Origin of the sequence: Streptomyces sp. NPDC087263 (genome assembly GCF_044744645.1) — a bacterium.
In the GTDB taxonomy this organism is placed as follows: domain Bacteria; phylum Actinomycetota; class Actinomycetes; order Streptomycetales; family Streptomycetaceae; genus Streptomyces.
In genome coordinates this window covers 364176-377575 of sequence record NZ_JBIUYT010000007.1, presented here as the reverse complement: position 1 = coordinate 377575, position 13400 = coordinate 364176, and the positions used below count along the sequence as shown (strand labels likewise).

Annotated in this window: 13 protein-coding genes; 7 read left to right on the top strand and 6 right to left on the bottom strand. The window is 70.5% G+C overall.

The window, feature by feature from the left end; translation table 11 throughout:
* Window positions 1-60: 60 nt before the first annotated feature.
* The 4 genes from ACIPC1_RS24330 to ACIPC1_RS24315 all read left to right on the top strand — a co-directional run bounded on the left by ACIPC1_RS24330 (window position 61) and on the right by ACIPC1_RS24315 (window position 5746).
* Entirely contained in the window at window positions 61-1797 is a 1737-nt protein-coding gene (locus ACIPC1_RS24330) for a hypothetical protein (RefSeq protein WP_402520593.1), read from the top strand.
* A 98-nt stretch (window positions 1798-1895) separates the two neighbouring features.
* Window positions 1896-2324, top strand: coding sequence for an OsmC family protein (locus ACIPC1_RS24325; protein WP_365440096.1), 429 nt, complete (start codon window positions 1896-1898; stop codon window positions 2322-2324).
* Window positions 2325-2485: 161 nt separating this feature from the next.
* A complete protein-coding gene (dnaK, locus tag ACIPC1_RS24320) occupies window positions 2486-4393 on the top strand; it encodes a molecular chaperone DnaK (protein WP_402520252.1) in 1908 nt (635 codons plus the stop codon).
* Window positions 4394-4510: 117 nt separating this feature from the next.
* Window positions 4511-5746 (top strand): esterase-like activity of phytase family protein, encoded by a 1236-nt coding sequence (locus tag ACIPC1_RS24315; RefSeq protein ID WP_402520250.1) that lies wholly within the window; start codon window positions 4511-4513, stop codon window positions 5744-5746.
* 26 nt (window positions 5747-5772) lie between these two features.
* On the opposite strand, the gene ACIPC1_RS24310 is transcribed toward ACIPC1_RS24315, so the two are convergent.
* The 4 genes from ACIPC1_RS24310 to ACIPC1_RS24295 form a co-directional block, all read right to left on the bottom strand.
* Window positions 5773-7335 (bottom strand): MFS transporter, encoded by a 1563-nt coding sequence (locus ACIPC1_RS24310; protein ID WP_402520591.1) that lies wholly within the window; start codon window positions 7333-7335, stop codon window positions 5773-5775.
* 150 nt (window positions 7336-7485) lie between these two features.
* Complete coding sequence (locus ACIPC1_RS24305) at window positions 7486-8301, bottom strand: SAM-dependent methyltransferase (RefSeq protein ID WP_402520248.1); 816 nt, start codon at window positions 8299-8301, stop codon at window positions 7486-7488.
* 111 nt (window positions 8302-8412) lie between these two features.
* A complete protein-coding gene (locus tag ACIPC1_RS24300; RefSeq protein WP_402520246.1) occupies window positions 8413-9276 on the bottom strand; it encodes a helix-turn-helix domain-containing protein in 864 nt (287 codons plus the stop codon).
* A gap of 91 nt (window positions 9277-9367) precedes the next feature.
* Window positions 9368-10198, bottom strand: coding sequence for a helix-turn-helix domain-containing protein (locus ACIPC1_RS24295; protein WP_402520244.1), 831 nt, complete (start codon window positions 10196-10198; stop codon window positions 9368-9370).
* Between the two features lie 36 nt (window positions 10199-10234).
* On the opposite strand from ACIPC1_RS24295, the gene ACIPC1_RS24290 reads away from it, so the two are divergent.
* The 3 genes from ACIPC1_RS24290 to ACIPC1_RS24280 all read left to right on the top strand — a co-directional run bounded on the left by ACIPC1_RS24290 (window position 10235) and on the right by ACIPC1_RS24280 (window position 12469).
* Window positions 10235-11302, top strand: a complete 1068-nt coding sequence (locus ACIPC1_RS24290) for an ADP-ribosylglycohydrolase family protein (RefSeq protein WP_402520589.1) — start codon at window positions 10235-10237, stop codon at window positions 11300-11302.
* Between the two features lie 103 nt (window positions 11303-11405).
* A complete protein-coding gene (locus ACIPC1_RS24285; protein ID WP_384387231.1) occupies window positions 11406-11711 on the top strand; it encodes a 4a-hydroxytetrahydrobiopterin dehydratase in 306 nt (101 codons plus the stop codon).
* 5 nt (window positions 11712-11716) lie between these two features.
* Window positions 11717-12469, top strand: a complete 753-nt coding sequence (locus ACIPC1_RS24280) for a class I SAM-dependent methyltransferase (protein WP_402520241.1) — start codon at window positions 11717-11719, stop codon at window positions 12467-12469.
* On the opposite strand, the gene ACIPC1_RS24275 is transcribed toward ACIPC1_RS24280, so the two are convergent.
* Together ACIPC1_RS24275 and ACIPC1_RS24270 are read right to left on the bottom strand one after the other, a co-directional pair.
* The gene (locus ACIPC1_RS24275) at window positions 12444-12917 is read right to left on the bottom strand and encodes a hypothetical protein (RefSeq protein WP_402520239.1); all 474 of its coding nucleotides are present in this window, start codon (window positions 12915-12917) and stop codon (window positions 12444-12446) included. The two genes, ACIPC1_RS24280 and ACIPC1_RS24275, sit on opposite strands and share 26 nt — an antisense overlap.
* Entirely contained in the window at window positions 12914-13393 is a 480-nt protein-coding gene (locus ACIPC1_RS24270; RefSeq protein WP_402520237.1) for a hypothetical protein, read from the bottom strand. The genes ACIPC1_RS24275 and ACIPC1_RS24270 overlap by 4 nt, the downstream gene beginning before the upstream one ends.
* Window positions 13394-13400 lie beyond the last annotated feature (7 nt).

Here is a 13400-nt window from a genome sequence, read left to right as displayed (position 1 = left end):
AAGCGCAAGCAGAGCGACAAGGAGAGGCCGGATCCGGCCGCCGAGGCCTTCGCGGAGGGCATGCGGCTGGTGCGGGCCAACCGCGCGCTGGCCGCCATCGGGTTCAGCACCTGCCGTCAGAAGGACTGCCCGGCGAACCCCCGCGACGGCCTCGTCCGCGTCGATTCCAGCGGTGTGCTGCACGTGCACCCCACCCGCCGCGCCGACCCGGCCGAATGGGCCTGGGCCGCCGCGCACGCCATCATCCACCTCGGCTTCGGCCATGTCCCGGCGGCGACCGGCGACCGGGTACAGCCCGACCGCTTCGACCTCGCCGCCCGCTGCGCCGTCGTCAACCGCTTCCTGCTCGGCTTCCCGGTGGGCCTGACCCCCGAGGATCTGCCGGGCTCCTACACCGACGGCGACGAGGAGCAGCTCGCCGCGCGCTGGCGCCGCGAAGGGATTCCGGCGGCGTACGAGCGCTGCGGTACGGCGGGAGGCGAGCCGGACCAGCTCCTGGTGCCCTGGCATTCCTGGAGCGGCGGCACCGCGCCCGACTGGCAGCTCGCCTTCGCACACGCGCTGACCCGGACCATGGCCGCGGCGATGGACATGGCGGGCGGCCGCCGCGCCTCCATGCGGGGCGGACCCACCCACTTGCAGCCCTGGGAGAAGGCGCTGAGCTGGTTCGTGTCCTCCTACCCCCTCCTGGGCGGCATCGCGGCCGGCATCACCGTCGTCGCCGACGCCGAACTCGCCCGCGCCCACGGCATTTCCATCGCCGCGGTGAACGCTGAGGCGGCCGAGATCTACATCAACCCGCTGCGTGAGTTCGACGACGAGGAATGGCGGTTCGTCCTCGCCCACGAGATGCTGCACGCCGCCCTGCGCCACAGCGACCGCTGCGGCACCCGCGACCCGTATCTCTTCAACATCGCCGCGGACTACGTCATCAACGGCTGGCTGTGCGACATGCACGTCGGCGCGATGCCCGAAGGGCTGCTGTACGACGTGGAGTTGAGGGATCTGTCGGCGGAGGAGGTGTACGACCGGATCGCGACGGACCTGCGCCGGATGCGCCGCCTGTCCACGCTGCGCGGCAAGGGGGTCGGCGACATGCTCGGCGGCCCGCTCGGCTCACCCCGCGACTACGTCGACCTCGACGAGTTCTACCGCCGGGGCCTCGGCCAGGGTCTTGACCTGCACCAGCGGCAGGAGCGCGGGTTCCTGCCCGGCGGCCTGGTCGAGGAGATCAGGGCGCTCAGCCATCCGCCGCTGGCCTGGGACGCCCAACTGGCCCACTGGTTCGACGAGTTCGTGCCGCGCCCCGAGCCCCTGCGGACGTACGCGCGTCCCTCCCGCCGCCAGGCGGCGACCCCCGACATCCCGCGCGCGGGCCGCTACTTCCCGCCCGAGGAGATCGCCCGCTGCACCTTCGGCGTGGTCCTCGACACCTCCGCCTCCATGGACCGCACGCTGCTCGGCAAGGCGCTGGGCGCCATCGCCTCGTACGCCGAGGCCCGTGACGTACCGGCCGCACGCGTCGTCTTCTGCGACGCCGCCCCGCACGACGCCGGCTATCTGCCGGTGACGGAGATCGCCGGGCGGGTCCGGGTGCGCGGGCGCGGCGGTACGGTCCTCCAGCCGGGCATCGATCTGCTGCACCGCGCGGACGACTTCCCGCCAGGCGCGCCCATGCTGGTGATCACGGACGGCTGGTGCGACGTCCTGCGGGTGCGGCGCGAGCACGCGTACCTGATTCCGCAGGGCGCGCGGCTGCCGTTCACCGCGCGGGGGCCGGTGTTCCGGGTGAGTTGAGCGGGCGTGGCCCCATCGGCTGGGTGGTCAGGGCGCAGGTGTGATCGGATGGGGCATACGGAACCCCGGTAACGGGATCACACCCGAAAGGACTCATCGTGGCAACCACGCGCTCTGCACACACCGTCTGGGAAGGCAACCTGCTCGAGGGCAACGGCGTCGTCACCTTCGACTCCTCCGGCGCCATCGACGAGCAGCCCGTGACGTGGGCGTCGCGCTCCCAGGACGCGAACGGCAAGACCAGCCCCGAGGAGCTGATCGCGGCCGCCCACTCCAGCTGCTTCTCCATGGCGTTCTCACACGCCCTCGCGGGGGCCGGTACCCCGCCCACCAAGCTCGTCACCTCCGCCGACGTCAGCTTCCAGCCGGGTGAGGGCATCACCGGCATCCACCTCACCGTCGAGGGCACGGTGCCGGGCATCGAAGAGGACGCCTTCGTCGCCGCGGCCGAGGACGCCAAGAAGAACTGCCCGGTCAGCCAGGCGCTCACCGGCACGACGATCACCCTGTCGGCGAAGCTCGCCTGACAGCCCCGTAGGCAGTACGGCGCCGCGGTTCCCCACGAGGGGCCGCGGCGCTGTCATGTCCGGACCCCGCCCGGGTGCACCCGCCCCATTGACAGATACGCACTCAAGTTTTGTGCTGGGGGCGGGCAGAGCCGGGCAGACGCGGGTGGAAGGGGACGGACATGGCACGTGCGGTCGGGATCGATCTCGGTACGACGAACTCCGTGGTCGCTGTTCTGGAGGGCGGCGACCCCACGGTCGTGGCCAACGCGGAGGGCGCGCGCACCACGCCCTCCGTGGTGGCCTTCGCCAAGAACGGCGAGGTGCTCGTCGGGGAGGTCGCCAAGCGGCAGGCCGTGACGAACGTGGAGCGCACCGCGCGTTCCGCCAAGCGTCACATGGGCGATTCGAGCTGGCGTTTTCCGGAGACGGGCGCCATCGACGGCACCCGGTACCGCGCGCAGGAGCTGGCCGCGCGCGTGCTCCAGAAGCTGAAGCGGGACGCCGAGGCGTATCTCGGCGAGGACGTCAAGGACGCCGTGATCACGGTGCCCGCCTACTTCGACGACGCGCAGCGCCAGGCCACCAAGGAGGCGGGCGAGATCGCGGGGCTCAAGGTCCTGCGGATCATCAACGAGCCGACGGCCGCCGCGTTGGCGTACGGACTCGACCGCGGCGAGGAGCAGACCGTTCTCGTCTTCGACCTGGGCGGCGGGACCTTCGACGTCTCGCTCCTGGAGATCGGCGACGGTGTGATCGAGGTCAAGGCCACCAACGGTGACACCCAACTCGGCGGCGACGACTGGGACCAGCGGGTCGTCGAGCATCTCGCCCAGCGGTTCAAGGCCTCGCACGGCATCGACCTCGGACACGACAAGATGGCGCTGCAACGGCTGCGCGAGGGCGCCGAGAAGGCCAAGATCGAGCTGTCCAGCGCCTCCGAGACCACCGTTAACCTGCCCTACATCACCGCCACCGCCGAGGGCCCGCTGCACCTCGACGAGAAGCTGACGCGTGCTCAGTTCCAGGAGCTGACAGCCGACTTGCTCGACCGCTGCAAGAACCCCTTCCACCAGGCGGTCAAGGACGCGGGCGTGAAGCTGTCCGTGGTCGACCGGGTCATCCTGGTCGGCGGCTCGACCCGGATGCCCGCCGTCACCGACCTGGTGAAGGAACTCACCGGCAAGGACCCGCACAAGGGCGTCAACCCGGACGAGGTCGTCGCCGTGGGCGCCGCGCTTCAGGCGGGTGTCATCCGCGGTGACGTCAAGGACGTCCTGCTGCTCGACGTCACCCCGCTGTCCCTGGGGATCGAGACCAAGGGCGGCATCATGACCAAGCTCATCGAGCGCAACACCACGATCCCGACCCGGCGTTCGGAGATCTTCACGACCGCCGTGGACAACCAGCCGTCGGTCGGTATCCAGGTCTACCAGGGCGAGCGCGAGATCGCCGCGTACAACAAGAAGCTCGGCGTCTTCGACCTCACCGGGCTGCCGCCCGCGCCGCGCGGGGTGCCGCAGATCGAGGTCGCCTTCGACATCGACGCCAACGGGATCATGCACGTCTCCGCGAAGGACCTCGCCACGGAACGCGAGCAGAAGATGACCGTCACCGGCGGCTCCGCGCTTCCCAAGGACGACATCGACCGCATGATGCGCGAGGCCGAGGAGTACGCCGACGAGGACCGACAGCGCCGTGAGGCCGCCGAGACCCGCAACCAGGCCGAGCAACTCGTCTACCAGACCGAGAAGTTCCTCCGGGAGAACGAGGAACGCGTCCCGTCCGAGACGAAGCCGGAGGTCGAGTCGGCCATCTCGGAGCTGAAGGCACTCCTGGAGGAGCCCGCCGACACGAGCGCGCTGCGGGCCGCCGTAGAGAAGCTCGCCACGGTGAGCCAGCGGATGGGGCAGGCGATGTATGCGCAGGCCCAGCAGGCGCCGCCGCAGACACCCCCGCAGGACGAGCCGGCCGCCGAACACACCCCGAGCGAGGAGGAGGGCGTGATGGACGCGGAGATCGTGGACGAGGAGCGGGAAAGGGATGGAGATACGGACAGGGGCAGGGACGCGGGGGGCGGTGCCGTCTAGAGGACGTGCATGGCGTCGCGAGGCAGACGGGAGTTTGACGACAGGGCCTAGTACGCCTGTGCTGCGCGTTGCCCAGTGTTCGGCCGCCCGTCACCCGGTATCCCTAACGTGCGGGTCATGAAGAGACTTTCGATCACGGTCAGTGCAGTCGCGCTGACCGTCGGACTCGCGTCGCCCGCCATGGCCGACCGCGACTCCGAGGACTCCGGCCGGGCCACGGCTGGTTTCGCTCGGACCGCAGCCGCCTTCGGCCAGGCCACGTTGACCGGTTTCGCCTCGCTTCCGGCCCAGACGTTCGTCCCGGACAGCGAGCCGTCCGGCTCGGCCATCGGGGCGGGTCCGTTCAACGGCATCACCGGGCCGTTCGCCGACCAGCCCGTCCAGGGCTTCAGCGGCGCCGTCAACCGCCACGACGGCAGTTACGACGTGCTGTCCGACAACGGATACGGCAACAAGGCCAACAGCGCCGACTTCCTGCTGCGCGTCCACCGCGTCGAGCCGGACACGAAGACCGGCAAGGTCGAGGTCCTGGGCGGCTTCAACCTCAGCGACCCGTTCCACAAGGTGCCGTTCCCGCTCACCCGGACCGACCGGGTGCTGACCGGCGCCGACTTCGACGTCGAGTCCATCGTGCGGGCGTACGACGGCTCGTACTGGCTGGGCGACGAGTTCGGCCCGTTCCTGCTGCACTTCTCCTCCACCGGCAAGCTTCTCGAAGCCCCGATCTCGCTCGACGGAGTGCAGGCGCCGGAGAACCCGTATCTGAACGGCGCCCAGCCGACCACCGCCAGCAGCAAGGGTTTCGAGGGCATGGTCCGCGCGGTCGACGGCCGTCACCTGTACCCGCTCCTCGAAGGCACGGTCAACGGTGACACCCCCGGAGACCTGCGCTTCAGCGAGTTCGACCTGAAGAGCCGGGACTACACCGGGAAGCGTTTCACCTACCGCCTGGAGTCGCCCTCCAACGCCATCGGTGACGCCATCGCCGTCGACAGGAACCGCTTCCTGGTCATCGAGCGTGACGGCGGCCAGGGCGCCGACGCCACGTTCAAGCGGATCTACCTCGCCGACACCCGCGACCGCAACGGCGACGGGGTCATGGACAAGACCCTCGTGGCCGACCTGATGAACATCGCGAACCCGAAGGGCCTCGGCGGCTTCGGCGAGACCTTCACCTTCCCGTTCACCACGATCGAGGACGTGGTCCTCCTGGACAACCGGACGCTGGCGGTCCTGAACGACAACAACTTCCCGTTCTCCTCCGGCCGTACGCCCGGTAAGGCCGACAACAACGAGTTCATCACCATCAAGCTCACCGAGAGCCTGAAGGCGGACAAGCGCGCCCTCAAGTAGCGGGGCACGGGCCAGGATCGGCCGCACTACATGTGCACCGCCTGGCTCTCGGCCTGCTGCGTGGGCACCCCGCGCCGGTAGAGCGCCAGCGTCACGACGAACCCGATCGCGAAGAACCCTGCCGACCACCAGTACGCCGTCGAGTAGCTCTCCATCGAGGCCTGCGCCTGCACCTGTGCCGTGGGCTGTTTGCCGACGAGGTAGTTCGTCGCGGCGCTCGTGGCGAGGGTGTTGAGCAGGGCCGTGCCGATCGAACCGCCCACCTGCTGGCTGGTGTTGACCATCGCGGAGGCCACGCCCGCATCGCGCGCGGCGACGCCGGATGTGGCCAGGTTCATCGCCGTGGCGAAGATCATGCCGAGGCCGAGACCGGCCATCAGGAGCGGCGGCAGCACGTGCTGGGCGTAGTTGCTGCCGAGACCGAGCGCGGTCAGCCAGGCCATCCCGGCCGAGGCGAGGGCCATGCCGAGCGGCACGATCGGTTTCGGCCCGAGCTTCGGCACCAGGTAGTTGGTCGTGACCACGGACATGACCACCATCACGGCGACCATGGGAAGGAACGCCAGCCCTGTCTTGATCGGCGAGTAGTCCAGGATCTCCTGGAGGTAGTACGTCAGGAACAGGAAGACGCCGAACATGCCGGCACCGGCGATGAACATCGCGAGGTACGACGCCCCGCGGTTGCGGTCCAGGACCACGCGCAGCGGCAGCAGGGGGTGTTCGGCCCGCGTCTCCCACCAGGCGAATCCGACCAGGAGGACCCCACCGACGACGAGGAAGCCCCATGTCTTCACGTCGCTCCACGAGGACGTCTCCGCGTTCGAGAACCCGTAGACGATGCAGAACAACCCGGCCGACACCAGGAGCGTGCCCGGCACATCCAGCTTCGGCCGGTCCGCGGGCTTTCCGGCGTGCAGGAGCCGTGCCCCGCCGATCATGGCCACTGCGGCGAAGAAGACGTTCACGTACAGGCACCAGCGCCAGTCCAGATACTCGGTGAGTACGCCGCCGAGCAGCAGCCCCACCGCGCCGCCCGCGCCCGCGATCGCACCGTAGATCCCGAACGCCTTGGCGCGCTCGCGCGGATCCGTGAACGTCGTCGTGAGGAGCGAGAGCGCGGCCGGCGCGAGCAACGCGCCGAACAGCCCCTGTAGGGCACGGGCCCCCACCAGCATCCCGAAACTGGTCGCGGTACCGCCGAGCGCGGAGGCCAGGGCGAAGCCCGCGAGCCCGGCGAGGAACACGGCCTTGCGGCCCACCAGGTCCGCGATGCGACCGCCGAGCAGCAGCAGGCTGCCGAAGGCGAGCGCGTACGCGGTGACGACCCACTGCCGGTTGCCGTTGGTGAATCCCAGGTCCTTCTGCGCGGACGGCAGAGCGATGTTCACGATCGTCGCGTCGAGGACGACCATGAGCTGCGCGATACCGACCACCGCGAGGATCAGCCACCGGTGCTCGTGACTGCCGCCACCCGCCTGCGGCACATCGGTGCCGGGCGGCGCGGCCTGAATGCCCGGCTCGGGCTCGGGCGCGGACGTGGTTTCGGGCGAGTGGTCCAAGACGGCCTCCAGGTACCCCCGCCCCAACATAGGTGGATCGCCCATGGACGGCGACCGGGGCCGCCGGCCCGGCTGCCGACCGGAGTACCCGACCGCCGTCAGGGCGGCTCGCTGAAGGCTCCCTTGCTCGCCCCCGACCCGAAGTAAGCCCGGGGGCACCCGCTCACGGCTTACTTCGGGTCAGGACTTGCGGGCGACCCCCGCGTACAGGGGCACGATGCCCTCCGCCTTCGCGGCCACGTCCACCGGCTCCGGCCGCCAGTCGACGGCCGGGACCACACCCGGCTCCAGCAGCTCAAGACCGTCGAGGAAGCGGGAGAACTCGGCGTGGGTGCGCGGGTGGAAGGGGGTGCCGCTCTCCCGGAAGAGTGCCGCGACCTTCCCGATGGTCTCGGCGCTGAGGTCCGGGGTGACCTGGGAAAGGACCACGAAACTGCCGGGGGCGAGGGCGGTGACGTACCTGCTGACCAGGCCGTACACGTCGTCGCCGTCGGGAGCGTCGTCGAGGTAGTGGGTGAGCGCGACCAGCGACAGTGCGACGGGCCGGTCGAGGTCCAGGTACTCGGCGGCCAGCCCCAGGATGCTGTCGGGGTCCCGGACGTCGGCGTGCACGTACTCGGTGGAGCCCTCGTCGGTGCCCTGTAGCAGCGCCTCTGCGTGCCGTAGGACGATCGGGTCGTTGTCGGCGTAGACCACCCTCGACTCCGGGGCGACCTCCTGGGCGACCTGGTGGAGGTTGGGCTCGGTGGGAATGCCCGTGCCGATGTCCAGGAACTGACGTATCCCGGCCCGGGCGGCGACCCGGGTGGCCCGGTGCATGAACCGGCGGTTGGAGCGCGCACTGCGCACCGCGGCCTCGTCCACGCCGAGGATCCTGCGGGCCAGTTCCTCGTCCACCTGGTAGTTGTCCTTGCCGCCCAGCCACCAGTCGTACACCCGCGCGGGATGCGGTCGGCTGGTGTCGATACGGATCGACTCGGCGTCACTTCCGGTCACAACGGTGCTCCTCGGTAGCGGTTCTTCAACGGATTCATCAACGGATTCATCAACGGATTCGTCAAGGGATTCTTCAGTGGATCCAGCGACCAGGGGGTACGTTCTCGCAGCTCAGAACCTCGCCCGGAACTCCTGGAGGATCTGCTTGGTGCGCTGGGCGGAGGCCGCGTGGGCCGTCATGTGGTCCAGGACCTCCAGGTGCAGGGCCACCTCGATGCGTGAGTCGAGGTAGAGGGCACCGGACAGGTACTCGCTGTAGACCATGTCGGGCAGCTCCGGCTCCGCGAAGCGGAACAGCGCGAAGGACGTGTACGTCCCCGGGTGCGGGCCGCTGGCGAACTCGGCGACCTGGAGCGTGATGTGATCGAGCTCGGCCTCTTCCAGAAGCCGGTCCACCTGGTCGCGCATGACCTTGCTGTCGATGCTCACGGGACGCCGCAGCGCCGTCTCGTCCATGATCACCCAGAGATGCGGCGGGTTCTCGCCGGTGAGCAGCCCCTGCCGCTTCATACGCAGTGCCACATGCCGCTCGATGGCCTCCGGACCCGTCTGCCCGACCGTCCCCGCCTCCAGCACGGCCCGCGCGTAGTCCTCGGTCTGCAACAGCCCGGGCACGAAGTGCGGTTCGTAGGAGCGGATCAGCCGGGCGGCGCCCTCCAGGCTGACGTACATGCTGAACCACTCCGGCAGCACGTCGTGGAACCGCTGCCACCACCCGGGTCGGTTCGCCTCCTCGGCAAGCCCTATGAAGGCGGCCACTTCGTCGGGGGCCACCCCGTAGGTCGTCAACAGCACCTGTACGTACGGGATTTTGAGCGCGACCTCGGCCATCTCCATCCGCCGCACGGTCGCCGGGGCCACGCGCAGCACGCGCGCGGCCTCCTCCCGCTTCAGTCCCGCTCTCTCCCGCAACTCCTGGAGTCTCCGCCCCAGAACCACCTGCCCCACGGTGGGCGCGGGCCGCCGCTCACTCACGCCACGCCTCCCCAAGCGCCGAAGTACACGCGCAGTGTGTCATGTTCCCCCCTGAGCCTCACAGGGTCGGCCGGGTCACCCTTGCCTCGCGTCAGGAAACCGGACTCCGAAGGTACTTGGCCGTTGCCGGGTCCGCCGGGAGGAACGTCTCGATGGCCAGCTCGGAGACCGTCACGTCCATCGGGGTGTTGAAGGTCGAGATGGAGGAGACGAAGGACAGGATCTGACCGTCGTGCTCGATCCGCATCGGCAGCGCGAAACAAGGGACGGCGTCGAAGGGTTCGTCCTCCGGGCCGGGGCCCGGGACCGGGTACGCGACCACCTCCTCGTACAGCGCGCGCAGCGGCTCGGAGCGGCTGAGCGCGACCTGCCGTTCCATCTGGGCGAGCAGATGGCCCCGCCAGGCACGGAGGTTGCGGATGCGCGGCGCCATGCCCTCCGGGTGAAGGGTGAGACGCATCGCGTTCAGCGGGGGCGCGAGCAGGGCCTCGGGGATGCCGTCCAGGAGCATGGCGATGCCCTGGTTCGCGGCGAGGACGTTGTACGTGGCGTCGACCACCAGCGCGGGATACGGCTCGTAGCCCTGGATCAGCCGTTCCATGCCCTCGCGCAGGGCGTCCATCGCCGGGTCGTCGAGCGGGGTCTCCGCGTAGTGGGGCGCAAACCCCGCGGCGAGCAGCAGCGCGTTGCGTTCCCGGACGGGGACCTCCAGGTGCTCGGCGAGCCGCAGCACCATCTCCTCGCTCGGCCGGGAGCGGCCCGTCTCGATGAAGCTGATGTGCCGCGACGACGAACCGGCCCGCAGCGCCAGCTCCAGCTGACTCACCCGCCGCTGCTCCCGCCAGCCGCGCAGCAGCGGGCCGACGCCCTTGCCGTCGGGGGTACTCGGAAGCGGGGAGGCACCCGACGCGACAATGCTCATACGAGGACCGTAGTCGAGGAGTGATGCGTGAACGAGATGGGGAACGGGCGGCTGAGCCCGGAGGCCGAGGCGGTCTACCGGGCACGGGTACGCGGCTGTCTGCTGGGCGGGGCGACCGGGGACGCGCTGGGCTATCCCGTCGAGTTCGACTCGCTGGAACGGATCCGCGCCGCCCACGGGCCCCGCGGGGTGATCGGCCTTGTGCCCGACGGCGAGGGCGTCGTGGGGCGCGTCAGCGACGACACACAGATGACCCTGTTCACGGTGGAGGGCATCCAGCAGGCGCACACGCGCGAGCGGCTCAAGGGCATCGGGGGCGGCTGGTCCCGGCTGGTGCGGTGGGCGTACGGGCGGTGGCTGGACACGCAGCTCAAGGCCGGGCCCGGCAGTGACGTCCAGGGCGGACTCGCCGCGCAGAGCTGGCTGTACGCGCGACGGGCGCCCGGCAACGCCTGCCTCTCCGGACTTCAGCAGGAGGACCACGTCCCCGATCCGGGGGCCGAGCTCGGCCCGCCAGGACCGGTCAACTCCGACTCCAAGGGCTGCGGCGCGGTCATGCGCTCGGCACCCTTCGGCCTGACCAGGACATCGGCCGGGACCGCGTTCGGCATGGCCGCCCGCTGCGCCCAGATGACCCACGGCCACCCCACGGGCTACTACGCCTCCGGCGCCCTCGCCGCGATCGTCACGCACCTGGTCTCCGGGGACTCCCTGGAGGGCGCCGTCCTGCGCACGCTGCGGCTGCTGGCCCGTCACCCCGGCCACGAGGAGACGACGGCCGCCCTGAACAGGGCCCTCGACCTGGCCGCCGAAGGCGACCCGAGCGCCGAGAAGCTCGAATCCCTCGGCGCCGGCTGGATCGCCGAGGAGGCCCTGGCCATCGGCGTCTACAGCGCCCTCGCCACCCCCAGGGTGACCGACGCCCTCCTCCTCTCCGTCAACCACTCCGGCGACAGCGACTCCACCGGCTCCCTCTGCGGCAACCTCCTCGGTGCCCTGCACGGCGACCACGGCCTGCCGCACGAATGGCTGGAGCGGATCGAGGGACGCGCCACGATCACCGTCCTGGCGGACGACTTCGCGGCGGAGTGCGTACGGGCCTGAGCGCGTCCACCGGGAGCTCGGCCGGGGCCGAGTTCCGGGGACTGTGGCACGCTGAGGAAGAGTCCCGCGCGCACCCTCACGTCGTACGAATGGAGCCCAGGTCATGCCTGTCGAACCGCTGGCGCAGAAGGAGATCGAGGAGCAACTGGCGGACCTGCCGGGCTGGTCCCTGGACGGCGACCGGCTCGCCCGTACCTACCGGCTCGGCTCGCACTTCGCGGCGACCGCTCTGGTCGTGCACATCGCGCAGGTGCAGGACGAACTCGACCACCACTCCGACCTCACCCTCGGCTACAACACCGTCGCCCTCACCGTGAACACCCACAGCGTCGGCGGCGCGGTCACCGAGCTCGACTTCCAACTCGCCCGCAGGGTGGAGGAACTGGCTCCCGGGCACGGTGCGCGCTGACCCGCATGCTGGACTACGACAAGGAAGCCGAGGCGTACGACAGCACACGCGGCGGTGAGCCGAGGGCCCTGGCGGCTGCCGACGCCGTACTCGGCCTCGTCCCCGAAACCGCGCGCACCCTGCTCGACGTCGCCTGCGGGACCGGGAGCGTGACCCGGCGCCTGGCAGCCGGGCGGCCGGGACTGCGGGTGACGGGAGTGGACGCCGCCTACGGCATGGCGCGGCTGGCGGCGGCCCGGATGCCGGGCACCGTGGCCCTCGCCGACAGCCGCCGACTGCCGTTCCCCGACGGCGAGTTCGACGCCGTGACCACTGTGTGGCTGCTCCATCTGGTGGACGGCCCCGGGGACGCGCGGGCCGTCGTCGCCGAGTGCGCGCGGGTGCTGCGACCCGGCGGGGTGTACGTCACCACCGTCGACAAGGCCGCCGCGCACGACGTCGGCAGCGACATCGACGCCGTACTCGCTCCGCGCCCGCGCCGCCCGGCCCAGGACCGGGCCGAGCGCGTCGCGTCGTACGCCGTGGAGCATGGACTCCTCCCGGCGGGCCGGGCCCGGTTCCGGGGCCACGGCCAGGGCCGCAGCCCCCGCGGCACGACGGCCGACCTGCGCCGCGGCTGGTTCACCCAGCTGGCGCCGGACGGCCCCTTGACCGAGCAGTTCATCGCCCGCCTTGAGGCCCTCCCCGACCAGGAAGTCCCGCGTACCGAACCGGAGTTCACCCTGCTGGCCTTCAGGAGGCCGAAGTCCGCCGGGTGAAGTCCATGACCCAGTTGGTCACCCAGGTGCCCTCCCCGTCCACGGAGAAGGCCTGCTCCCAGCGTGCAGTGGTGGCGGAGATCCCCGACCACACATACCGCACCCGCACGTCCTTGCCGTCATGTGTGTCGTCCCCGTGGAACCGGCCCCGCCCGTCGGGCCCGAACCGTCCGGTCACCGGCGGGAAGAGCCTCCCGGTGCGGCTGGAGGACCAGTTCAGTGACCACACGCGGGCCGAAGGGTCGAAGAGCCGCAGGGTGAGCCCTTTCCAGCCCTGACCCGGCACGTCCATCTCGTCGATGTCGGCGGCGCCGTCGAACAGGCTCCAGCAGCGGTGCGTGGCCGGGAACTCCTCCCAGTCGCTGTCGGCGTCGAGGAAGTCGGTACGACGGCGGTGATGGATGTCCCACTCGCCGTGGAGGAAGTCGAAGTCGTGCGCGGTGCTCATGAGCGGTCTCCGGTCGTGCCCTCGGGAAGCGTGTCCGTCAGATAGGCGTCCAGGTCAGGGGTGTTCGGCGCGAGCATGTGCCGTACCCAGGCGTCGCGTTCGTGCAGGATCGGCGGCAGCTCCCAGACGCAGCCGATCCAGGGGAGGTCGGGCGTGACGAAGTGGGTCGGGTCCCGGTCCGGGCAGCCCAGGACCGGCTGGCCCGCCGACGCGCCCCGGAAGTGCAGGACGTTGTCCCACACCCAGCTGTAGGCGTTGAGGTACGCGCCGTCGTCGCCGCCCCGGTGCAGCACGACGAAGGTCGCGGGCGGGGTGTCGTCCGGCTCCGGGAACAGGTGCGGCAGCAGCGCGTACGCCGCCTTCTCGACGTCGGGCGCGATGCCGGCCGGGTCGGTGGTGACGTGATAGCGCTTGACGTGCCGTCCCGCGACCGCGATCGGCGGCGGAACGGTCAGCAGTTTCTCCCTGAAGGCCATACCAGCA